19 protein-coding genes and 1 pseudogene are annotated in these 21,575 nt (G+C 63.9%); 13 read left to right on the forward strand and 7 right to left on the reverse strand.

From position 1 onward, the window contains the following. Nucleotides 1–19: 19 nt before the first annotated feature. Nucleotides 20–1,219 carry an MFS transporter gene (locus ACVDG8_RS32345; RefSeq protein WP_447252096.1) on the forward strand — a complete coding sequence of 400 codons (1,200 nt, stop codon included), beginning with the start codon at nt 20–22 and terminating at the stop codon, nt 1,217–1,219. Here the strand turns inward: ACVDG8_RS32345 and ACVDG8_RS32350 are convergent. After that, entirely contained in the window at nt 1,211–2,389 is a 1,179-nt protein-coding gene (locus tag ACVDG8_RS32350) for an aromatic ring-hydroxylating oxygenase subunit alpha (RefSeq protein ID WP_447252097.1), read from the reverse strand. The two genes, ACVDG8_RS32345 and ACVDG8_RS32350, sit on opposite strands and share 9 nt — an antisense overlap. A gap of 140 nt (nt 2,390–2,529) precedes the next feature. Here ACVDG8_RS32350 and ACVDG8_RS32355 point away from each other — a divergent pair, with 140 nt between their 5' ends. From ACVDG8_RS32355 to cobO, 3 genes are all read left to right on the forward strand, one after another. Further along, nucleotides 2,530–3,216, forward strand: coding sequence for a gamma-glutamylcyclotransferase (locus ACVDG8_RS32355; RefSeq protein WP_447252098.1), 687 nt, complete (start codon nt 2,530–2,532; stop codon nt 3,214–3,216). A 126-nt stretch (nt 3,217–3,342) separates the two neighbouring features. Then, nucleotides 3,343–3,888: a bifunctional adenosylcobinamide kinase/adenosylcobinamide-phosphate guanylyltransferase gene (gene cobU / locus ACVDG8_RS32360; RefSeq protein ID WP_447252099.1), complete on the forward strand. Its 546-nt coding sequence runs from the start codon at nt 3,343–3,345 to the stop codon at nt 3,886–3,888. Nucleotide 3,889: 1 nt separating this feature from the next. Further along, on the forward strand, nt 3,890–4,513 hold the full coding sequence (cobO, locus tag ACVDG8_RS32365; RefSeq protein WP_447252100.1) for a cob(I)yrinic acid a,c-diamide adenosyltransferase: 624 nt from the start codon (nt 3,890–3,892) through the stop codon (nt 4,511–4,513). On the opposite strand, the gene cbiB is transcribed toward cobO, so the two are convergent. After that, the gene (gene cbiB, locus ACVDG8_RS32370; protein ID WP_447252101.1) at nt 4,510–5,499 is read right to left on the reverse strand and encodes an adenosylcobinamide-phosphate synthase CbiB; all 990 of its coding nucleotides are present in this window, start codon (nt 5,497–5,499) and stop codon (nt 4,510–4,512) included. The two genes, cobO and cbiB, sit on opposite strands and share 4 nt — an antisense overlap. Here cbiB and cobD point away from each other — a divergent pair. Together cobD and ACVDG8_RS32380 are read left to right on the forward strand one after the other, a co-directional pair. After that, the gene (gene cobD, locus ACVDG8_RS32375; protein ID WP_447252102.1) at nt 5,498–6,553 is read left to right on the forward strand and encodes a threonine-phosphate decarboxylase CobD; all 1,056 of its coding nucleotides are present in this window, start codon (nt 5,498–5,500) and stop codon (nt 6,551–6,553) included. The two genes, cbiB and cobD, sit on opposite strands and share 2 nt — an antisense overlap. Next, a complete protein-coding gene (locus tag ACVDG8_RS32380; RefSeq protein WP_447252103.1) occupies nt 6,550–7,059 on the forward strand; it encodes a tyrosine phosphatase family protein in 510 nt (169 codons plus the stop codon). Before cobD ends, ACVDG8_RS32380 begins: the two co-directional genes overlap by 4 nt. On the opposite strand, the gene ACVDG8_RS32385 is transcribed toward ACVDG8_RS32380, so the two are convergent. Next, a complete protein-coding gene (locus ACVDG8_RS32385) occupies nt 7,060–7,857 on the reverse strand; it encodes a creatininase family protein (protein WP_447252104.1) in 798 nt (265 codons plus the stop codon). It abuts the gene before it with no gap. A 68-nt stretch (nt 7,858–7,925) separates the two neighbouring features. Beyond that, nucleotides 7,926–8,309 (reverse strand): RidA family protein, encoded by a 384-nt coding sequence (locus ACVDG8_RS32390; RefSeq protein ID WP_447252105.1) that lies wholly within the window; start codon nt 8,307–8,309, stop codon nt 7,926–7,928. Nucleotides 8,310–8,563: 254 nt separating this feature from the next. Here ACVDG8_RS32390 and ACVDG8_RS32395 point away from each other — a divergent pair, with 254 nt between their 5' ends. From ACVDG8_RS32395 to ACVDG8_RS32425, 7 genes are all read left to right on the forward strand, one after another. Next, on the forward strand, nt 8,564–9,568 hold the full coding sequence (locus ACVDG8_RS32395; RefSeq protein WP_447252106.1) for an ABC transporter substrate-binding protein: 1,005 nt from the start codon (nt 8,564–8,566) through the stop codon (nt 9,566–9,568). A 64-nt stretch (nt 9,569–9,632) separates the two neighbouring features. Then, nucleotides 9,633–10,403, forward strand: a complete 771-nt coding sequence (locus ACVDG8_RS32400) for an ABC transporter ATP-binding protein (protein ID WP_455707383.1) — start codon at nt 9,633–9,635, stop codon at nt 10,401–10,403. Continuing rightward, complete coding sequence (locus tag ACVDG8_RS32405; RefSeq protein WP_447252108.1) at nt 10,390–11,241, forward strand: ABC transporter permease; 852 nt, start codon at nt 10,390–10,392, stop codon at nt 11,239–11,241. The genes ACVDG8_RS32400 and ACVDG8_RS32405 overlap by 14 nt, the downstream gene beginning before the upstream one ends. Nucleotides 11,242–11,274: 33 nt before the next feature. After that, nucleotides 11,275–12,576: a cytosine deaminase gene (locus ACVDG8_RS32410; RefSeq protein WP_447252109.1), complete on the forward strand. Its 1,302-nt coding sequence runs from the start codon at nt 11,275–11,277 to the stop codon at nt 12,574–12,576. After that, nucleotides 12,576–13,979, forward strand: coding sequence for an FAD-binding oxidoreductase (locus ACVDG8_RS32415; protein ID WP_447257155.1), 1,404 nt, complete (start codon nt 12,576–12,578; stop codon nt 13,977–13,979). Before ACVDG8_RS32410 ends, ACVDG8_RS32415 begins: the two co-directional genes overlap by 1 nt. After that, on the forward strand, nt 13,979–14,560 hold the full coding sequence (locus ACVDG8_RS32420) for an NAD(P)H-dependent oxidoreductase (RefSeq protein ID WP_447252110.1): 582 nt from the start codon (nt 13,979–13,981) through the stop codon (nt 14,558–14,560). The genes ACVDG8_RS32415 and ACVDG8_RS32420 overlap by 1 nt, the downstream gene beginning before the upstream one ends. Further along, nucleotides 14,560–15,147 carry an NAD(P)H-dependent oxidoreductase gene (locus ACVDG8_RS32425; protein WP_447252111.1) on the forward strand — a complete coding sequence of 196 codons (588 nt, stop codon included), beginning with the start codon at nt 14,560–14,562 and terminating at the stop codon, nt 15,145–15,147. The genes ACVDG8_RS32420 and ACVDG8_RS32425 overlap by 1 nt, the downstream gene beginning before the upstream one ends. Nucleotides 15,148–15,290: 143 nt before the next feature. Here the strand turns inward: ACVDG8_RS32425 and ACVDG8_RS32430 are convergent, their stop codons facing one another. From ACVDG8_RS32430 to ACVDG8_RS32440, 3 genes and pseudogenes are all read right to left on the reverse strand, one after another. Then, nucleotides 15,291–17,738 carry a GcvT family protein gene (locus ACVDG8_RS32430; RefSeq protein WP_447252112.1) on the reverse strand — a complete coding sequence of 816 codons (2,448 nt, stop codon included), beginning with the start codon at nt 17,736–17,738 and terminating at the stop codon, nt 15,291–15,293. Beyond that, nucleotides 17,735–18,916, reverse strand: a complete 1,182-nt coding sequence (locus ACVDG8_RS32435; protein WP_447252113.1) for a pyridoxal phosphate-dependent aminotransferase — start codon at nt 18,914–18,916, stop codon at nt 17,735–17,737. The genes ACVDG8_RS32430 and ACVDG8_RS32435 overlap by 4 nt, the downstream gene beginning before the upstream one ends. 164 nt (nt 18,917–19,080) lie before the next feature. Next, nucleotides 19,081–21,533, reverse strand: a pseudogene (locus ACVDG8_RS32440) (GcvT family protein). Between the last annotated feature and the right edge of the window lie 42 nt (nt 21,534–21,575).

The raw sequence follows: 21,575 nt of genomic DNA on the forward strand, positions 1-21,575 counted from the left end.
TTCACGTTCCGGAGGGTCGATGTCCACCCATGTGCGCCATCCGATATGGCTGCCCGCTTTGCGGCCGGCCGATGCGCGCACGTTCGCATCGCTCTATGCCGTGGAATCTTTCGCCCGCGCCACGATCTCCAGCGTCATCCCGATCCAGGCTTACGAGATCCTGCACAACGAGCAGATCGTCTCGATCCTCTACACGATCGTATCGCTCACCGGCCTGTCGGTCACCTTGTTCATGCCGATGCTCATCCGCCGCTTCGCGCGGCGCTGGGTCTACACGGCCGGTTGCCTGTTGCTGGCGATTGGCTCGGCTTTCTTCGTCACCCACACGCTGTGGGGGCAACTGGCCGGCATGCTCTGCCGCGTGATGGGCGCCAGCGCGCTGTCGATAACGCTCAACCTCTACATCATGGACCACATCCGCAAGACCGACTTCATGCAGGCCGAATCGCTGCGCATGGCGTGGTCGATGTTTGCCTGGACCGGCGGGCCGACGCTCGGCATCTTCCTTTACACACGGTTCGGCATCTACGCCGCGCATGGCGCGGTCGTCGTCTTCGCGCTGGCATTGCTGACTTTATTCTGGGCCTATCGGCTGAGCGACAACCAGTCGATCCGCCCAGGCAAGACGCGCCCAGCCAATCCGCTTGCCAATATCGGCCGTTTCGTCAGGCAGCCGAGGCTGCGGCTTGCCTGGCTGATCGCCTTTGGCCGCTCCTGCTTCTGGACGACGTTCTTCGTCTACGGTCCGCTGTTCATGGTCATCACCAGCCAGGGTGAGCTCGCCGGCGGCCTGCTGGTCTCGGCTGGCAATGCGCTGCTCTTCATGGCGATCTTCTGGGGCAAGGCGGGCAAGCGTTTTGGCGGACGGCGGGTGATGACCTTCGCTTATTTCGCCATGGCGACCATGCTGTTTGCGGCCGGCGGCGTCGGCGAGGCCGCGCCGCTGCTTACCGGCGCATTCCTGCTTTGCGGCGCCTTGTTCACGATTGCGCTCGATGCGCTGGGCTCGACCGTCTTCATGCGCTCGGTGCGCTCCTATGAAAGGGCACAGATGGCGGCGGTCTACCGCACCTATCTCGACTTCTCCGAGCTGACGCCGCCGCTGGTCTATTCGGTGGTGCTGAGCTTTTTCGGCCTGGGTTCGGTGTTCGCAACACTTGGCCTGCTGGCGGCGTTCTGCGGCTTCTTCACCTGGCGCTATCTGCCGAAATCATTCTGATCCAGGCTGGAATGCGGCGTGGCGCCCACGCACCCAGTCGTGGAAGCGGTGGAGATCATACTCCTCGGGCATCAGCACGCCAGCCTGATGGCGCATCGAGCGCAGGCCCTTCTGGTTGATCTCGCAGATTGCGGCGTCCTCCTCCAGCACCTGCGTGCCGAAGGCGACGATGTTGTCGATGTCGGTTTCTCCCAGCGAATCCGGCGCGAACAGCCATTCGGCGGTGAGCTCGGTCTGCTCGGGGCCGAGCGGCGCCAGCCTCACCGTGCGCACATAGTCGGCATGGCCAACGATGAACATCGAGGGCAGCGCTGTCGCATAGGTCTGGCCGGCGGCACGCTCTGCCGGCGTCATGCCGGCAAAGACCGGGCCATGGACACGTCCGTCGCGCGACCAGGTTTCGGCGCCGGCGCGCAGGCCGCCGGAAAACTCCGGCGCATCATTGTCGGCGTGACGCGTCCATTCCGGATCGTCGTGCCGGGACATCAGGCCGCGGCCATAGATCGGCACCAGCCGCGACAGATCCTTGTGCACGCCGGGGCAGTGCAGGCATTCGTTGAAGTTCTCCCAAAAGATCTTCCAGTTGCAGTTCATCAGCTTGCTCAGCCGGTGCCCGGTGACGAGCGTTTCCAACGGCCAGTTGGACAGGTCACCGGAGGCCGGATCGAAAGCGGTTTGCGCCGATCCGACGGCGTCTTCGGCAAGATTGATGAAGACGAAACCGCGCCACACCGACAACGCCACCCGGTAGAGCGGATAATCGGCCTTGTCGAAGCCTTCGGGCAACGATTTCGACGGCACGCGCACCAAGTCGCCACGCAGCGAATAGGACCAGGCGTGGTAAGGGCAAGTGAGCAGCCTGGCTTTCAGCCGCCCCGCGCTTTCCTGGCAAAGCTGCGAGCCGCGATGCCGGCACGTGTTGTGGAAGGCGCGCAAGCTGCCGGTCTCGTCGCGCAGCACGACGATCTCCTGCGAACCGATGCGGAACGTTCTGAAGGCGAGGGGGTCGGCGAGATCGGCTTCGCGGCAGACCATCAGCCAGCTCCGGTGCCAGATGGCGTCCAGGTCGCGCCCGTAGGCATCGGCGTCCCAATAGGCTGCCGACGGCAAGGTGGGTTCGAGGCTGGTCAGACCGTTGTAGAGGTCGCTTCCGCTTGGATCCGGCTGCATCGGCTGCTCCTGGCTGCCCGACAGCCGACACCTGGAGAGCGGTGTTGTCAATTGCGCTGCGCCATTGTAGCGCTTCTGCGCCGCCCTTAAGGTCGCTTCGGAATCGCCGGTATTTCAGCGGCGGGCTTGGGTGATGAGTGATGCTTGCAAGAACGATGTCGCTGACTGAGGACCTGGTCGCTCGCTGCTTCCGTCCAGTCGAGGACACGGGACCGGATCCGGATGCGGAGCATCTGTCCGACAGCGACTATGAGGTCATGCTCGGTGCGTTCGAGGCGCAGCTTCCCGCCACCGAGCCGCTTTGGCTGTTCGGTTATGGCTCGCTGATCTGGAAGCCAGAAATCGAACATACGGAGGAGCGGGTGGCCGTGGCGCGCGGCTGGCATCGGTCCTTCTGCATGAAGATGACGCGCTGGCGCGGCACCAAGGACAACCCCGGCCTGATGATGGCACTCGATCGTGGCGGGCAGTGCAAGGGCGTTGCCTTCCGGCTGAGCGACACCAACCGCAGGCAGGCGCTGGACAGACTGTTCCGGCGTGAAGTGACATTGAAGCCGACGAGCTACCGGCCGCGCCTTTTGCAGGTCGCAACCGACAAGGGACCGTTGCGCGCGCTGGCCTTCGTCATCAACCGCCAGGGCACCACCTATGCCGGTCCGCTCAGCGAGGACGAAGTGGTCGAAAGGCTTGCGACGTCCTGCGGCCATTGGGGTTCAGGCGCCGATTACCTCCACAACACGGTGAAAAACCTGGAGCAGCGCGGCATCCACGATGCGCATCTATGGCGGCTGCAGCAGCTGGTTGCTGCCCGGATCGCCGCTTCATGATGCTGCAGGCGCTGCCGCAATCCGGTTGCGCAACGACGGAATTTGGTTTGCCGGTCATGGCGCTTCTGCCTAAAGTCGGCCATTCGTGGCCAGGACAAGATTCAAGCCAAAGATGAAAGGCCTGGAATGACCGGCGCGACAGCCGCGAGCGGCAACACAGCTTCGAATCGGAAACTGACCTTCCTCCTTGGCGGCGCGCGCTCGGGCAAGAGTACGCATGCCGAGACCCTGACGACCGGCTACCCATCGCCCTGGGCCTATATCGCCACCGCGCAAGCCTATGACGACGAGATGCGCGAGCGCATCGCGCTGCATCGGTCGCGACGCGGCCTAGGCTGGGTGACCATCGATGCGCCGCTCGACCTGGTGGAAGCGATCGAAGCCTTGCCGGACCACCAGCCGGTGCTGATCGACTGCCTGACATTGTGGCTGACCAACCATATGCTGGCCGACCATGATGCCGAGATCGAATGCCGGCGGCTCACGGATGCGCTGTCGCGGCCGCGCGGACCGTGGTTCGTGGTGTCGAACGAGGTTGGCCTCGGCATTGTGCCCGACAATGCGCTGGCGCGCCGCTTCCGCGATGCCGCCGGCCGACTGAACCAGCAGGTCGCGGCGGTCGCCGACAGTGTTCTCATGATGGTGGCGGGGCTGCCGCTCAAGGTGAAATGACATGGCTGAAAACCAGACCGTCGACGACAAGGAAGCCGAGCGCCACCGCGCCAAAATGGCCAAGCGCAAGGAAGTGCAGGATGCCGAGGTTGCGGGCAAGACGATCGAGAAGGGCCTGCTGATCGTCAACACCGGCCCCGGCAAGGGCAAGACCACCGCCGCCTTCGGCCTTGCACTGAGGATGCTGGGCTATGGCAAGCGCGTCGGCGTCGTTCAGTTCATCAAGGGCAAATGGCACACCGGTGAGAAGGACGCCTTCACCGCCTTCGGCGACCGCGTCGTCTGGCATGCCATGGGTGAGGGGTTCACCTGGGAGACGCAGGACCTGAAGCGCGACATCGCAGCCGCCGAGGCCGCCTGGGCCAAGGCTCAGGAGTTGATCGCCGACCCGTCGATCAGCCTTGTCGTGCTCGATGAGCTCAACATCGCGCTGCGCTACGACTATCTCGACCTGGAAAAAGTGGTCGCGGCGCTGAAGGCTCGGCGCGAGGATCTGCATGTCATCGTCACCGGCCGCAACGCCAAGCCGCTGCTGGTCGAGGCCGCCGATCTCGTCACCGAAATGGGGCTGACCAAGCATCATTTCTCGGCCGGCGTGAAAGCGCAGCAGGGGATCGAATTTTAACCGCTGATCATTGTGGTCAGGTAGATCACAACAGCCGAAAGAACCGCGAACAGGCCGATCAGCAGCCAGTCGGCGACGCGGTAGAGTTTCAGCGCCTGGCGGATGTCGGTGCTTTCGGCCTCGCGGCGGCCGCCTTCGCCCATATAGGCGTCCTCGACCATTTCGCCGCCATAGCTGCGCGGTCCGGCCAGCGACAATCCCAGAGCGCCGGCCATCGCGGCTTCCGGCCAACCGGCATTGGGCGAGCGGTGTTTTCTGGCGTCGCGGCGCATGACCTGCCAGGCGCCGCGCGGGTCGGTGCCCGGGACAAGAAAGGCGGCGAGCACGATGAGCAGGCCGGTGAGCCGCGATGCCGGCAGGTTGATCAGGTCGTCGAAGCGGGCCGCGGCCCGGCCGAAGGCCTCATATTGCGGCGTGCGGTGGCCGATCATCGAATCGGCGGTGTTGGCGGCTTTGTAGGCGGCGCCTCCGGCAAGACCGCCGATGCCGGTCCAAAAAGCCGGCGCGACGATGCCGTCGGAGAAATTCTCGGCCAGGCTCTCGATCGCGGCGCGGGCAATGCCGGCCTTGTCGAGCCTTTCCGGATCACGGCCGACGATGCGCGATACCGCGATACGGCCAAGCGTCAGGCCGCCTGTCTCCAACGCGTCGGCGACGGCCTCGACATGCTCGGCAAGGCTTTTCTGGGATAGCAGCGATGAGCCGAGGATTGCGCCTACAACCAGGCCGGTCGGAAAGATCATCCAGAGCAGGACATGCAGCGCCAGGCCGATGGCAGCCGGCACCAGGACGATGACCAGCAACGCCCGCACGCCCTGACGGCGACGCACTTCGTCGGAATCGGTCGCGCGGTTGAGCCTGCGATCAAGAAAGGATATCAGCCTGCCTATCCAGGTGACGGGATGGCCGATGGTATTGAACAGCCAGTCCGGATAACCCAGGACACGTTCAACGATCAGGGACAGGAAGGCGATCAGGATCGACATGAAGCTTCTTGATGGAGCGGTTGCTGCGGTGGATCACGGCGGATCCCTTGGCCGGGCGAGTGCGCTCTTCCCCTCCGCGCCACGGCCTTTCGTCGACCTCTCGACGGGTATCAATCCGCACTCCTATCCGCTTTTCGAACCGCCTGCCACCACCTTTCGGCGACTTCCGGAGGGTGTGCGCAACCATGAGCTGAAAGCCATTGCGGCGAGCGCCTATGGCGCGCCCTCGGCGGCGCATGTCGCGGCCGCTCCCGGCACGCAAATCCTGCTGCCGCGCGTTGCCTCGCTGGTCGGGCCCGGCAAGGCGCTGGTGCTGGGGCCAACCTATGCCGAACACGCCAGGGCAGCCGCGATTGCCGGCCATGCGGTGGCCGAAGTCAGCGATATCGATGCCTTGGCGGAGGCAAATCTTGCCATCCTGGTCAATCCGAACAATCCGGACGGGCGCGTTGTCGAGCGCGAGCGGCTGCTTCGGCTTGCCACCGCGCTTCGCGCTAAAGGCGGCCTGCTGGTCGTCGACGAAGCCTTCATGGATGTCGGCCCCATCGAGCAAAGCCTGGCGGGCGACGCCGGCGAGGGCGGCATGGTGGTGCTGCGCTCATTCGGCAAGTTCTTCGGTCTCGCCGGCGTCAGGCTGGGCTTCGCGCTGGCCGATCCGTTGACGGTCGAGCGACTGGAGATGCAGCTCGGCCCCTGGGCTGTCGCCGGCGCGGCGCTCGAATACGGTATCCGCGCTCTGTCGGACACAGGATGGCAGGCCGACATGCGCCGGCGTCTCGCGACAGAAGCCGAGCGGCTCGACGCTCTCTTCAACCGCTTCGGCGCTCCGGTCGCAAGCGGCACCTCGTTGTTCCGCTATCTGTCTCTTGCCGATGCTCCCAGCCTGTTCTCGGCGCTCGGCCATCACGGCGTGCTCGTTCGTCATTTTGCCGAACGGCCACAGGCCTTGCGCGCCGGTCTGCCGGGCAGCGACGACGAATGGCAGCGTCTCGAATCGGCGCTTGCAGCCTGCGCCGCGAGGCGCGACGATCAGGCAAAGGAAGCAAAGCAATGATCCATGTCTGTTCGCTGTCGAAGGTTGACGCAACCGTTGCAAGGACCGGAGCGCAGCGGCTGTTGTCCCTGCTTGCTGCCGGCACCGAGGTGACGCGTCCGGCCTCGATCCAGGCTGAAAACCACCTGCATCTTGTCATGCACGACATCGCGGTCGCGCAGGACGGCATGACGATGCCGGGCGAGGAGCATGTGCGCGCCTTGCTCGATTTCGCTTATCGCTGGGACCGGGCAAAGCCGATGGTCGTGCATTGCTATGCAGGGGTGAGCCGCTCGACCGCCTCGGCCTATATCATCGCGGCGGCACTGGCGCCCAAGCGCGACGAGGTGGAACTCGCCAGGACGCTGCGCTTTCTGTCGCCGACGGCGACGCCCAACCCACGGCTGATCGCGGTCGCCGACATGCTGCTGCAGCGCGACGGCCGCATGATCGCGGCGATCGAAGCGATCGGACGCGGCGCCGATGCTTTCGAAGGCATTCCGTTCGAGCTTGCTGTCGAGGAGTAGTTACAGCAGCCACTCGGCAAGCTTCGCCTTACGCACATCCTTGACCAGGTTGATGAAACCATTCGCCTGATGTTCGGCCGTCAGCCGACCCTTCTCGGCGGTGGCGATACTGGCGTCGCCGACCACGCCATTGGCGTTGAGGTCGCTGGCGATCCAGGCGAAGGCGTGCGTTCCGGTGTGGCGCAGAAGGCCGAATTCCTTTTCGGCACGGCCGACATTGGAGACGAAATTGTCTGCCTTGCCCATGTCGACGAGGTCGGGCCGGAAATGCAGCATCAGCGAGGTCTCGACATCGCCACCATGGATGCCGTGGCGGTCCTCGAGCTCGGTATACATGCCCGCCGGTCGGCCGAAGCGCTGCCAGCTCGTCTTCACCGCCAGCATTTTGGCGCGCACCCGCAATTCGCGCGTGATGATGCCCATGATCTCTTCATTGCCGCCATGCGAATTGACGACGATCAGCTTCCTGACCCCGGCGCGCGCGATCGACAGGCCAAGCTCCGTCCAGGCATCGACCAGCGTGGTGGCCGGCAGCGTGAGCGTTCCCGGCGCATGCAGGTGCTCGTTCGATTTGCCCACCGCTTGTACCGGCAGGATGCGGATGTCGAGATCGTCGGGCAGCCGAGCGATCGTCGTCTCCAGCATGCCCATCATGATCGAGGTGTCGGTCGAAACAGGCAGATGCGGGCCATGCTGCTCAATGGCGGCGACCGGCAGCACGGCGATCGTCGCTTCCGCATCGATCGAGGCGTATTCAGTGGTCCGGTAATCGCCCCACCACACTCGCTTTTTCGTCACTGTCGTCTCCCGATCGCTCTGCCGTCCGTACCGGTCGGTGTAATGCCCTTGCTTCCCACCGGCAACTGTCAGCCTGCAGCCAACACCTCGACCTCGACCTTGAATTCCGGGCGGGCGAAGCCGGAAACGATCATCAGCGTCGAGGCTGGCGCTGGATCGGAAAACAGCCGGTTGCGGACATCCATATAGGCCTGCAGATGCTCGCGGCCGCTGACGAAAGCATTGATGCGCACGATGTCATTCAGCGCCAGTCCGGCTTCGCTCAGGATCGCGGCTATGTTCTTGAAGCAAAGCTCCGTCTGCGCGCCGGCATCCTCGGGGACATGGTCGTCAGGCCCGATGCCAAGCTGGCCCGAGCACAGCACCAGGCGCTTGCCGGCCGGGATTTCGACGCCGTGGCTGTAGCGGGCGAAGGGCGGCTTGATCGACTTCGGGGCGAGGTATTTCAGCATGGGCATTCTCCTGTCTTGAGGCACCCTAGAGCGGCATCGATGAAACCTTCAAGATGCCGTGCATGCCGCCCGGGCGATTGTGGACAGGCGTCCAAAAAATAGGCACGATGCCTTTCGTACAGCATGACCCGTCCGGTCTTTGGGGTGACTGTCGCGCAAGCAGGCGGCCCAGGCGGTGGCATGTGTCTTGCTTCTTGAACCAATGGTGTCGAGCCCAGCGCATTGCGCGCCGGAGCCAAGAGAGGGTGATGTTGATGGTCGGAAGAGGGAATATCCTGGCAGGCTCGATTGCCCTGCTGGCGGCAGGCACGCTCAGCGCGGCCGCGAACGAGAAAGTCACGTTCGGCACCAATTGGCTGGCTGAGCCGGAGCATGGCGGCTACTACCAGGCGGTGGCCGACGGCACCTACGCCGCTTGCGGCCTCGATGTCACCATCATGCAGGGCGGGCCGCAGGTCAGCGGCCGGCCGATGCTTCTGGCCGGCAAGATCGACTTCTATATGGGCGGCAATCTGCTTTCGGCCTTCGACGCCGTGCAGCAAGGCATCCCGATGCGCGTCGTCGCGTCCGACTTCCAGAAGGATCCGCAGGTCATCATGTCCCATCCGGGGCAGGGGCTCGACAAGTGGGAGGACCTGAAGAACGCCGACCAGTACATCATGGGCGACGAAGGCGCGCAGACCTTCTTCCAGTGGATGGTCACCGATCTCGGCTACGACGCCGCCAAGCGCGTGCCTTATACGTTCAACCCGGCGCCTTTCATCGCCAACAACAAGTCGATCCAGCAGGGCTACGTGACGTCCGAGCCTTTCGCCGTGCAGAAGCAGGGCGGCTTCATGCCCAACCAGTTCCTGCTCGCCGACTATGGCTGGGACACCTATTCGACGACCGTCGAGGTGATGCAGGACACGATCGACAAGCGGCCGGAGGTCGTCCAGTGCTTCGTCGATGGCTCGGCCAAGGGCTGGTACAAGTATCTCTACGGCGACAACAAGGCCGCCAACGACATGATCAAGAAGGACAATCCGGACATGACGGATGAGCAGATCGCCTTCTCGATCGAGCAGATGAAGAAGTTCGGCGTGGTCGATTCCGGCGATTCGGAAAAGCTCGGCATCGGCGCCATGACCGAGGCTCGCATCCAGAGTTTCTACGACAAGATGGTCAAGGCCAAGGTCGCGCAGCCGGGCATCGACATCAAGAAGGCCTATACGCTGGCCTTCATCAACAAAGGTGTCGGGATGGAGCTGAAGAAGTAAGACGGCCTGCCTGAGATGATCCAGGAAAAAGTGGCGCAGACAGGCAGCATCGGGTGAAGCCCCGATGCTGCTTTCGCTGCGCAATGTAGGCAAGGTGTTTTCCAACGGCGTCACGGCGCTGAGCAGGGTCGATCTCGCGATCCGTGAAGGCGATTTCCTCAGCCTGCTTGGACCCTCCGGCTGCGGCAAATCCACGGCCTTGCGGTTGATCGCCGGCCTGTCGACGCCGACCTCCGGCCAGCTCGACTGGGGCGGCTCGATCGGCCGCTCCAACATCGGCTTCGTCTTCCAGGAGCCGACATTGCTGCCCTGGGCCAGCGTCTTCGACAATGTCTGGCTGCCGCTGCGGCTGAAGGGCGTGTCGCGCGCCAAGGCCGAACCGGCGGTGATGGAGATGCTGTCGCGCGTCCATCTCACCGGCTTCGAGAGCGCCGTGCCGCGCGAGCTGTCGGGCGGCATGAAGATGCGCGTCTCGATCGCGCGCGCCATGGTGACGAAGCCGCGTATCCTGTTGATGGACGAGCCGTTCGCCGCACTCGACGAAATCACCCGCTTCAAGCTCAACAACGACCTTCTGGAGCTTTGGCAGGACGAGCGCTTCACCGTCGTCTTCGTCACCCACAGCGTCTTCGAAAGCGTGTTCCTGTCCAGCCGCGTCGTCGTCATGGCGGCGCGTCCGGGCCGGGTCTTCGGCGAACTCGCCGTCGACGCGCCTTATCCGCGCGACGAGGTGTTCCGGACCTCGCCCGACTACGCAGCGCTTTGCCGGCAAGCGTCGGACGTGCTGGTCAATGCCATCAATTCAACTGTTGGACCGCATCATGACGGCCATTGACGACACCGCGCTCAAGCTCGACCCAGAAGAGGCGCGCCGCGTCCGCCAGGAGCGGCTGGAACGCATCGGCAGATGGGTGCTGCCGCTGGCGATCATGGTGCTGGCGATCTGGCTTTGGGATCGCGTCTGCGTCTGGAACGAGATCCCGCAATACATCCTGCCGCGGCCGGGCGTGGTGCTGCAGACGCTGCACAACGATGCCGGGCTGTTGTTCTCCTCGCTGTTGGTGACGCTCAGGATCACCTTTCTCAGCCTGCTTTTGGCCGTCATCGGCGGTGTCGGGCTGGCGGTGCTGTTTGCGCAGTCGAAATGGGTGGAGATGTCGTTTTTCCCCTTCGCCATCGTGCTGCAGGTGACGCCGATCGTCGCCATCTTCCCGCTGATCAACATCTATGTGAACAACCAGACCGTCAAACTGCTGCTGTGCGCGTGGATCGTCGCTTTCTTCCCGATCCTCTCCAACACCACGCTTGGGTTGAACTCGGTCGACCGAAACTTGCGCGACCTGTTCAAGCTCAACGGCGCCACGCACTGGCAGCAATTGCGCTATCTGCGCCTGCCGGCGGCCATGCCTTATTTCCTCGGCGGCCTGAAGATCGCCGGCGGCCTGTCGCTGATCGGCGCGGTGGTGGCCGAGTTCGTCGCCGGCGCGCAGGGGCAGTCGTCCGGGCTGGCGTCCCGCATCATCGAGGCCGGCTACCGGCTCAACGCGCCACGGCTGTTTGCGGCGCTGATCCTGATCTCGCTCACCGGCATCCTGATCTTCCTGGTGCTGTCCTTGGTGTCGCATCTCATCCTGCGTCGCTGGCATGAGAGCGCGCTGAAGCAGGAGCGCTAGGGTGGTTGGTCTCGGCACCCAGGAGAGCAGCCTTTGATTCCGGACACGACCTCATACCGGCTGGCCAACGCCCGCGTTCACCGCTCGCTGACGCCAGGGCTTGCTACAATTTTCGACGCCGACGGTTTCGCGCTTGTCGACATTGCGGTCGCCGACGGGAAGATCTCCGGCATTGCGGCGCATGACAAATCGAAGGCGCCGGCCGATGCGATCGACCTCGGCGGCCGCATCATCCTGCCGTGTTTCGTCGACTGCCACACCCATATCGACAAAGGGCACATCTGGCCTCGAAAACCCAATCCCGATGGCACTTTCATGGGCGCGCTCAACGCCACCGGCGCCGACCGCGCGGCGCGCTGGAGCGCGCAGGATGTGGCGCGGCGCATGGATTTTTCGCTGCGCTCGGCCTATGCGCATGGCACGAGGGCCGTGCGCACGCATCTCGACAGTGTTGCGCCGCAGGAAGAGATTTCCTGGCCGGTGTTCGAGGCGATGCGCGAGAGCTGGCGGGGCCGCATCGACCTGCAGGCCGCCTGTCTGATCGGCATCGAAGGCGTGCGTGACAAAAAATGGTTCGAGAAACTGGCGAAGCGCGTCGCCGCGGCCAAGGGTGTGCTCGGTGTCGTCACCTATATGGTACCCGATCTCGAGGAGCTGCTCGACAAGGTGTTTGCGCAGGCGATCAAGCACGGGCTGGACCTCGATTTCCACGCCGACGAGACCGACGATGTCGCGGCGACCTCCTTGAAGAAGATCGCCGAAGCCTCGCTGTGGAACAGTTTTGAAGGCAACATCCTGGTCGGCCATTGCTGCTCACTGGCGCGGCAGCCCGACCTCGACGTGCTCGACACGCTGGACAAGGTGGCGAAGGCGGGCCTGGCCGTGGTGTCGCTGCCGATGTGCAATCTCTATCTGCAGGACCGGCGCAGCAACGCAACGACACCGCGCTGGCGCGGCGTGACGCTGCTGCACGAGATGAGGGCGCGCGGCATCAAGGTGGCGGTCGCCTCCGACAACACACGCGACCCGTTCTACGCCTATGGCGATCTCGACATGCTGGAAGTCTACCGCATGGCGACGCGCATCCTGCATTTCGACCATCCGGTCGGCGACTGGCCGAGGGCGGTGGCGGCGACGCCGGCTGAAGTGATGCGGCTCGATGGCGCCGGCACGCTGGCCGCCGGCGGCAGCGCCGATTTCATCGTCTTCAAGGGGCGCAGCTGGACGGAATTGCTGTCGCGGCCCGAATCGGATCGCATCGTCGTGCGCGCGGGCAGGGCGATCGAGCGCAAATTGCCCGACTATGCCGAACTCGACGAACTGATGGTGGAATGATGGATATCGCGGCGCTGAAGCGCGACCTCGAAGGGCTCAAGATCGACGACCATCCGGCGATCGTCCAGCAGAAGAGCCGCGACTTCTACTGGTACAGCCCGGTGCTCAAAGCGCAGCTCGACCATGTCAAAGGCGACCTCATCGTCACGCCGAAGAACGAGGACGAGGTGATGCGCGTGCTTGCCGCATGCCACAAGCATGGTGTCCCGCTGACACCACGCGGCAGCGGCACCGGAAATTACGGCCAGGCGATGCCGCTGTCGGGCGGCGTCGTGCTCAACCTGGCCGAGATGAACGAGATCAAGGCGATCGCGCCGGGGCGGGTGGTTACTGGTCCTGGCGCAATCCTCGCCGACATCGACAAGGCGACGCGGGCGCATTCCGGGCAGGAATTGCGGCTCTCGCCCTCGACCTACAACACGGCCTCGATCGGCGGCTTCATCGCCGGTGGCTCAGGCGGGGTCGGCTCCATCAATTTCGGCGGCTTGCGCGATTTCGGCAATGTGCTGCGCTTGCGCATCGTCACCATGGAGGCCGAGCCGAAAGTGCTCGAACTGACCGGCGAGGATTTGCATAAGGTCACGCACGCTTACGGCACCAACGGCATCATCACCGAAGTCGAGATGCCGCTGACCGCCGCCTATGAGTGGATCGACGTGATCGTCGGCTTCGACCGTTTCATGGATGCAGCGCGCTATGGCAATGCGCTCGCTCGCCAGGACGGCATCCTGACCAAGCTGATCACGCCGATCGCCGCGCCCGTGCCGCAGCTTTATTTCAAGCGCCACCAGAAATTTTTCCGCGAGGGGCAGAGCATCTGCGTGGTCATGGTGGCAAGGCACGGGCTGGACGCTTTCCTCGCTTTCACCCGTCGCGCTGGCGGCGAGATCGTCTTCAACGCGGCAACCGCGACGGGCGAGGACAAGAAGGGCCTGCCGCCGGCCTATGAGCTCGCCTGGAACCACACGACGTTGCGGGCACTGCGCGTCGATCCTTCCATCACCTATCTGCAGTCGCTCTATCCGTTTCCCAACCAGCTGGCGCTGGTCGAGAAGATGGACGCGATGTTCCCCGGCGAGGTGTTTTCGCATCTCGAATTCGTGCGCCTCGACGGCAACATCACCTGCTTCGGCCTGCCGCTGGTCAAGTTCACCAGCGAGGCGCGGCTCGACGAAATCATCCGCCTGCATGAGGAGAATGGCTGCCCAATCTTCAACCCGCATCGCTACACGCTGGAAGAGGGCGGCATGAAGCAGACCGACGAGATCCAGCTCGCCTTCAAGCGCGAGACCGATCCGCAAGGGCTGCTCAACCCCGGCAAGATGATCGCCTGGGAAAATCCGGACTACGACTATCGCTCGGGCCGGACGTTCCTGTTCAAGGGGCTGCAGAGGGCGGGCTGATGAAAGTCCTCGTGCTTTACGCCCATCCGGTGGAGACCAGCTTCAATGCCGGCCTGCACCGGACGATCGTCGAGCGGTTGGAAGCGGCGGGCCATAGCGTCGACGATTGCGATCTCTACGCCGAGGATTTCGATCCGAGGCTGACCCGCCAGGAGAGGCTGGATTACCACAGCCCGCGCGGCTCCGCCGATCCAGCGGCGCCTTATGTCGAGCGCCTGTTGCGGGCTGATGCGCTGGTACTGTCCTACCCAGTCTGGAACTACGGCTTTCCCGCTGTCCTGAAAGGCGTCTTCGATCGCGTTTTCCTGCCCGGCGTGTCGTTCAAGCTCGTGGATGGCAAGGTGCAGCCGTCGCTGCACAACATAAGCAAGCTCGCCGCCGTCACCACCTATGGCGGCAGCCGGTTTCGCGCCATGCTGATGGGCGACCCGCCGCGCAAGATTGTCAAACGTATGCTGCGGGCGACCATCAGGCCCGGGGCGTCCGTTTCCTACCTCGCCCATTATTCGATGAACCTGTCGACCGACGAGACGCGCACGGCCTTCACCGCAAAGGTTGCGGCCCGGATGGATCAATTCTGATGCGGGTGCTGGTGGTCTATTGCCATCCGGTGCCCGAGAGTTTTTGCGCGGCGATCCGCGAGACGGCGCTCGATGTGTTGAAGAGGCGAGGTTGGGAGGTGCGGCTGCTCGACCTCTATGCCGAGAACTTCAACCCGGTGATGGGCTGCGAGGAGCGGCGTTCCTATAATAACCGCGCGCCGCAGGATCCGGCGTTGAAGCTGCATTTCGAGCACCTGAAATGGGCCGAGGCGATCCTCTTCATCTATCCGACCTGGTGGTACGGCCTGCCGGCGATGTTGAAAGGCTGGCTCGACCGTGTCTGGGCGACGGATGTCGCCTTCAAGCTGCCGGTCGGCAAGGGGCGCATCACCTCGCTGATGACGCATGTCACCAAAGTCGGCGTCATCACCACCTGCGGCGCGCCGACCTGGTGGAGCGTGGTTGTCGGCCAGCCCGGCCGCAAGACATTGCTGCGCGGCATGCGTGCGCTCTGCTCCAGGCGCTGCAAGACATTCTTCCTCGCGCATTATCTGATGGACGCATCGACGCCGAAGAGCCGGGCGGCTTTTCTGGCGAATGTGCGGAGGAAACTGGAGCGGTTTTAGGAACAGGTTTCTTCGCCCCGTTTACGGGGAGAAAGTGCCGGCAGGCAGATGAGGGGCAGCGCGAACTTTCGAGATGTTGGCGCCGCCCCTCATCCGGCCCTTCGGGCCACCTTCTCCCCGTAAACGGGGCGAAGGAAGAGATGCTACATCCTTACCCGTTCCGCCTTCGGATCGTACATCGGCTTCAGCGATGCTTCCGCGGCGAAACGCTCGCCGGCGATCTCGACCTCGTAGGATGAAGCCAGCACCTGCGCCTCGCTCTCGCCCTGGCACGGCACATAACCCAGGCCGATCGCGCCGCCGAGATGGTGGCCGTAATTGCCCGAGGTGATCGGGCCGACAATCCGGCCGTCGCGCAGGATCGCCTCGTTGTGGAAGAGCAGGGGCTGAGGGTCCTTCAGGCGGAACTGCACCAGCCGGCGTGACAGTCCGACTTCCTTTTTCCTCAGCACGGCGTCGCGGCCGATGAAGTCGGCCTTGGCCGTCTTCACCGCGAAGCCGAGACCCGCCTCCAGAACATTGTCCTCGTCGGTGATGTCGTGGCCGAAGTGACGGAAAGCCTTTTCGATGCGGCAGGAATCCAGCGTATGCAGCCCACAGAGTTTCAGGCCGACATCGGCGCCGGCTTCGGTGATCGCCTCGAAGACATGCGCTGCTTGCTCGGTCGAGACGTAGAGCTCCCAGCCGAGTTCGCCGACATAGGTGACGCGGTGGGCGCGGGCCAGCCCCATGCCGATCTCGATCTCCTGAAACGTGCCGAACGGGTTGCTCTCATTGGAAAAATCGTTCGGGCTGACTTTCTGGATGAGTTTTCGCGAGTCCGGCCCCATCAGGCACAGCACAGCTTCGGCAGCCGTGACATCGGTAATGACGACGAAGTCGTCGCCGACATGCCGCCTCAGCCAGGCGAGATCCCGCTGCAACGTGGCGCCGGGTACGACGAGGAAATAGGCTGTCTCCGAAAGGCGCGAGACAGTGAGATCGCTCTCGATGCCGCCGCGCTGATTGAGCATCTGGGTGTAGACGATCTTGCCCGGCACTACATCCATGTCGTTGGCGCACAGCCTTTGCAGGAACGCACAAGCGTCACGGCCCTCGACACGGATCTTGCCGAAGGAGGTCATGTCGAACAGGCCGACGCCATTGCGGACCGCCAGGTGTTCCTCGCGCTGGTTGTCGAACCAGTTCTGCCGCTTCCAGGAATAGCGGTACTCGCGCTCCTGGCCGTCACGGGCGAACCAGTTGGCGCGCTCCCAGCCGGCGACTTCGCCGAAGACGGCGCCGCGCGATTTCAGATGCTCATGCAATGGCGAGCGGCGGACGCCGCGCGATGTCGCCATCTGCCGATAGGGGAAATGGTCGGCGTAAAGCAGGCCGAGCGTTTCCGACACACGCTCCTTGAGATAACGACGGTTCTTCTGGAACGGCTGGACGCGGCGGATGTCGACTTCCCATAGGTCGAATGGTGCTTCGCCATCGTTGATCCACTGCGCCAGCGCCATGCCGGCGCCGCCTGACGACACGATACCGATCGAATTGTAACCCGTCGCCATCCAGTAGCCCGCGAGCTCCGGCGCCTCGCCGAGATAGTAGCGGTCGTCGGGTGTAAAGCTTTCGGGGCCGTTGAAGAAGGTGTGGATGCCGGCCGTGCCAAGCATCGGCATGCGGTTGACGCCCATTTCGAGGATCGGCTCGAAATGATCCATATCCTCGGGCAGTTGGTCGAAGCAGAAATCCTCGCGGATGCCGTCCATGCCCCATGGCTTGGCCACCGGCTCGAAGGCGCCGAGCATCATCTTGCCGGCGTCTTCCTTGTAGTAGGCGCACTCGTCTGGCACGCGCAGCACCGGCAGGCGGGTCAGACCGGGGATCGGTTCGGTGACGAGATAAAAATGCTCGCAGGCGTGCAGCGGGATGTTGACGCCGTTCTGGCGGCCAAGTTCGCGCGCCCACATGCCGGCGCAGTTGATGACGATATCGGTCTCGATGGTGCCTTGCTCCGCGCCTTGCGCCCAGGACACGCCCGAGACGCGGCCATTCTTCGTGTGGACCTTGGTGACCTTGACGTTCTCAACGATGGCCGCGCCGCGCTGGCGCGCGCCCTTGGCGAGCGCCATGGCGATGTTGGCGGGATCGCACTGGCCGTCGAGCGGCAGATGCACGGCGCCAACCACGTCGGAGACATTCAGATGTGGATACATCTCACTGACTTCGCTCGGCGAAATCTCGCGCACGTCGACATCGAAGGCGCGGGCGAGCGACGCCTGCCGGTAGATCTCGTGCTTGCGCTCCTCTGTCAGCGCCACGGTGATCGAGCCGACCTGGCGCATGCCGGTGCCGACTTCCGTCTCGGCTTCCAGCTTGACGTAAAGGTCTGCCGAATATTTCGCCAGCCGCGTCATGTTCTGCGAGCCGCGCAACTGGCCGATCAGGCCGGCCGCGTGCCAGGTCGTGCCGCAGGTCAGCTGCTTGCGCTCGAGCAGCACGACGTCGGTCCAGCCAAGCTTGGCCAGATGGTAGGCGACCGAGCAGCCGGAGACACCGCCGCCGATGATCACGGCGCGGGCCTTTGTGGGAACGGTCTTGGTCATGCGGCTTCTCGGCGATAGTTGGACGCAAAGCGGCGCACGCGAAGCGCGGCTTCCTGGAGGATGGGTTCGGGCTGGCAGAGGCTGATGCGGATGTGGCCGGCGGCGGCCTCGCCGAAACTCGATCCCGGCATGACGCCGACCTTTTCCTTGTCGAGCAGGCCCCAGGCGAATTTCTCGTCGTCGGGTTCGACGGCCGAGACATCGAGCATGATGTACATGCCACCTTCAGAGCCGCGCACGGTGACTTCATTGGCGCCGCGTATGGCGTCGAGGAAAATGGTGCGGCGCGCCGCATAGCGCTCGGCGATGTCCTTGACGCCGTAGTGGTTCTCCAGCGCCTCGGCGCAAGCGACCGAGATAAAAGCCGGCAGGCCGTAGGTGGTCACCAGATTGAGGCTGATGAGCAGCGTGATCATCTCTTGCGGGCCGGTCAGCCAGCCCATGCGCCAGCCGGTCATGCCATGGCTCTTGGACATGGAATTGATGACCAGCGTGCGCCCGGCCATGCCGGGCAGCGAGCGTGGCGAGATGTGCTCGCCACCGCCAAGCGTCCAGTAGACCTCGTCCGACAGCAGCCAAAGGTCGTGCTCGCGGCAAACCTCGGCCAGTTGCTCCAGACGCTCGCGCGAATAGACGGCACCGGTCGGGTTGTTCGGCGTGTTGATCAGAATGGCGCGCGTGTTGGCCTTGAGCGCCGCGCGGATCATATCGGCGCGCGGCTGGAAGCCGTCCTCGGCCGGCGTCTCGACCACGGTGAAGCTGGCGCCGGCGGCGCTGAAGGTGTTGGGGTAGGTGGCGTAGTAGGGCGCCACCACGATGGCGTGGTCACCGGGATCGAGCACGGCCTGCACCGCGGCGTAAAGGGCGGCCTGGCCGCCCGGCGTGGCGATGACCTGATCCGGTGTCGTCTCGACGCCGGTGCAGGCGCTGGAGGCTGCCGCCATCGCCTGGCGCAGCCGCGGCAGGCCGGGAAGCGGCGTATAGTGGTGATTGCTGCCGCGAACCGCGGCAACGCAAGCCTCGATGGTTTGCGAAGGCGTGTCGAAATCGTGGTCGCCGACCGACAGCATGATGATGTCTTCGCCTGCAGCCTTGCGAGCCCAGGCAGCCGAATGGACTTCCCAGCCATCCTTGCCCGAAGGCACGATGCCGGTAATACGTTTTGACGGCTTTGGCATCCTAGAACCTTTCCCGACCATATCGGCCGCATTCCGACGGGCTATTTTGCGCCAATTCCGGCGCAAAGCCCCTTGTGCGTACCGCCGGTACGCCCTGCGGTTCTTCGCTTGTTCTTGTCACAAAATTCCTCCGTCAGAATGGACCGCTATGGGCGGGAAACGTCCTAAGCTCTCAACCTCTCGTTCTTGGGATCCCAAAGCGGCTCGTCCTTCTGCACGACCGCTTTGAAGCGGTCGCCGAAAATCTCGACTTCGACGGCGGTGCCCGGTTCGGTCAGGTCGGTGCGCAGTGTGCCGAGCGCGATCGACTTCTCGACCCGGTGGCCCCAGCCGCCGGACGTCGTCTCGCCGACGATCTTGCCATCGTGCCAGAGCGTCGACATGTAAGGCGCGTCGCAATCGCCCGGGTTCTCGACGACCAAAGTGACGAAGCGCTTTTTCACGCCTTGCTGCTTTTCGTTCTGCAGCGCCGTCTTGCCGCGGAACTCCGGTTTTTCCCATTTGACGAAGCGCTCCAACCCGCCCTGCAAGATCGAATAGTCGGTGGTCAGGTCGCCCTTCCAGGTGCGGTAGCCTTTCTCGAGCCTGAGTGAATCCAGCGCGTACATGCCGAACGGTTTCAAGCCGTGCTTCTGGCCGGCCGCCCAGACCGCGTCGAACACCGTCGCGGTGTCGGCGACCTTAGTGTGGATTTCCCAGCCGAGCTCGCCGGCGAAGGAGACACGCACCAGCTTTGCCCAGCGCCCGGCGATGGTCGTTTCCTGATGTGTGAGCCAGGGCAGCGCCAGATCGGCATCGCAGACCTCGGCCAGGACTTTGCGCGAGTTCGGGCCGGCGAGGATCTGCGTCGTGTATTCCTCGGTACGATCGGTCAGCGTGAAGGCGGCATTGGCCGGCATGCGTGACTTCAGCCATTCGAAATCATGCCATTGCGCCACTGCCGCGGTGATCAGCGTCATCTGGTCCTCGCCATGGCGTACCACCGACATCTCCGTGACGATGCGGCCCTTGTCGTCGGCGAAATAGACCAGCCCGATGCGGCCGGGCTTCGGCACCAGGCCGGTGACCTGCAGCGCCAGCCAGTCGGCGGCGCCAGGGCCTTCGAGGTTGAAGCGCGAGAAGCCGGGCAGGTCGAGGATGCCGGCAGCGTCGCGCACGGCGAGGCATTCCTCGCGCACCGCGCGCTGCCAGGGCCCGTTGCGGCGGAAAGTCAGCGTCGATTCTTCCGACGTATCGTCGCCGGGCTTCGCATACCAGGTGGCGCGTTCCCAGCCATTATAGGCGTCGAACTGGCCGCCAAGCGCCTTGATGCGGTCGTGCAGCGGCGAGAGCTTGCGGTTGCGCCCCTCCGGCCAGGCATGGCGTGGGAACTGGATGGCGTATTCGTTGCCGTAGATCTCCAGGCCCTTGGCGAGGCAGTAGTCGGGTGCGGCGGCAAAGGACGTGAAGCGTCGCGGGTCGCAGGACCACATGTCCCATTCGGTCTGACCCTCGGTGATCCATTCAGCCAGCACCTTGCCGGCGCCGCCCCTTGCGCGATGCCGAAGGTGAAGACGCAGGCCTCGAAGGCATTCGGCACGCCCGGCATCGGGCCGATCAGCGGGTTGCCGTCGGGCGCGTAGGGGATCGGTCCGTTGATGACCTTGGAGAGGCCGGCGGTGCCCAGAATCGGCACGCGCGCGACGGCATCGGCGAGGTAGTGCTCGAGACGATCGAGATCGTCCGGGAACAGCTGGAAGGAGAAATCATCCGGCATCGGATCGTTGTGGGTTGCCCAATGCGCGCGGCAATTGCGCTCATAGGGGCCGAGATTCATGCCGCTCTTTTCCTGGCGCAGATAGTAGGACGTGTCGACGTCGCGCAGCAGCGGCAGTTTCTTGCCCTGTTCCTTCGACCAGGCTGCGAGTTCGGGAATTTCCTCGAACAAGATGTACTGGTGGCTCATCACCATCATCGGTACTTGGCGGCCGAACATTTTGCCGACTTCGGCTGCACGATAGCCGGCGGCATTGACGACGATTTCGCAGCGGATCTCGCCTTGCGGTGTCTCGACCACCCATTCATCGTTCTCGCGGCGCACGCCGGTAACCGGGCAGAAACGGATGATTTTCGCGCCCATGTCGCGCGCGCCCTTGGCGAGCGCCTGGGTGAGCTGAGCTGGATCGATGTCGCCGTCGCTCGGGTCGTAGAGCGCGCCCTTCAGCTCATGCGTCTCGATGAAGGGATAGCGGCGTTTGATCTCGTCGAGGCCGACGACGTCGATGTCCATGCCCTGGTAACGGCCCATCCCTTTGGCGCGCTGGAACTCCTGCATGCGCTCGTTGCTGTGAGCAAGTCTGAGCGAGCCGGTGACATGGTAGTTCATCGGATAGTCGACGGCGTCGGCAAGGCCCCGGTAAAGCTCGGTCGAATAGCGCTGCATGTTCATCAGCGACCAGGATGAGGAGAAGGTCGGCACGTTGCCGGCGGCATGCCAGGTCGAGCCGGAGGTCAACTCGTTCTTTTCGAGCAGAACGCAATCGGTCCAGCCCGCTTTGCAGAGGTGATAAAGCGAGGAAGCGCCGACGACACCGCCTCCGATGATCACCACGCGCGCCGTGGTCGGCAAACCGGCCATGTATTTCTCCTCAATCAAGCGCGTTAGGACGCGCTTTCATTT

This window comes from Mesorhizobium sp. ORM8.1 (assembly GCF_053005525.2).

Bases quoted from the DNA above. Each gene is read 5' to 3' on its own strand.
- cobO (WP_447252100.1), top strand. From the start codon at position 3,890: ATGGCTGAAAACCAGACCGTCGACGACAAGGAAGCCGAGCGCCACCGC.
- ACVDG8_RS32425 (WP_447252111.1), top strand. From the start codon at position 14,560: ATGCGGGTGCTGGTGGTCTATTGCCATCCGGTGCCCGAGAGTTTTTGC.
- ACVDG8_RS32430 (WP_447252112.1), bottom strand. From the start codon at position 17,738: ATGACCAAGACCGTTCCCACAAAGGCCCGCGCCGTGATCATCGGCGGC.
- cbiB (WP_447252101.1), bottom strand. From the start codon at position 5,499: ATGTCGATCCTGATCGCCTTCCTGTCCCTGATCGTTGAACGTGTCCTG.
- ACVDG8_RS32380 (WP_447252103.1), top strand. From the start codon at position 6,550: ATGATCCATGTCTGTTCGCTGTCGAAGGTTGACGCAACCGTTGCAAGG.
- ACVDG8_RS32395 (WP_447252106.1), top strand. From the start codon at position 8,564: ATGGTCGGAAGAGGGAATATCCTGGCAGGCTCGATTGCCCTGCTGGCG.
- ACVDG8_RS32355 (WP_447252098.1), top strand. From the start codon at position 2,530: ATGCTTGCAAGAACGATGTCGCTGACTGAGGACCTGGTCGCTCGCTGC.
- ACVDG8_RS32405 (WP_447252108.1), top strand. From the start codon at position 10,390: ATGACGGCCATTGACGACACCGCGCTCAAGCTCGACCCAGAAGAGGCG.
- ACVDG8_RS32420 (WP_447252110.1), top strand. From the start codon at position 13,979: ATGAAAGTCCTCGTGCTTTACGCCCATCCGGTGGAGACCAGCTTCAAT.
- ACVDG8_RS32435 (WP_447252113.1), bottom strand. From the start codon at position 18,916: ATGCCAAAGCCGTCAAAACGTATTACCGGCATCGTGCCTTCGGGCAAG.
- ACVDG8_RS32350 (WP_447252097.1), bottom strand. From the start codon at position 2,389: ATGCAGCCGGATCCAAGCGGAAGCGACCTCTACAACGGTCTGACCAGC.
- ACVDG8_RS32390 (WP_447252105.1), bottom strand. From the start codon at position 8,309: ATGCTGAAATACCTCGCCCCGAAGTCGATCAAGCCGCCCTTCGCCCGC.
- ACVDG8_RS32415 (WP_447257155.1), top strand. From the start codon at position 12,576: ATGGATATCGCGGCGCTGAAGCGCGACCTCGAAGGGCTCAAGATCGAC.
- cobU (WP_447252099.1), top strand. From the start codon at position 3,343: ATGACCGGCGCGACAGCCGCGAGCGGCAACACAGCTTCGAATCGGAAA.
- ACVDG8_RS32345 (WP_447252096.1), top strand. From the start codon at position 20: ATGTCCACCCATGTGCGCCATCCGATATGGCTGCCCGCTTTGCGGCCG.
- cobD (WP_447252102.1), top strand. From the start codon at position 5,498: ATGAAGCTTCTTGATGGAGCGGTTGCTGCGGTGGATCACGGCGGATCC.
- ACVDG8_RS32400 (WP_455707383.1), top strand. From the start codon at position 9,633: ATGCTGCTTTCGCTGCGCAATGTAGGCAAGGTGTTTTCCAACGGCGTC.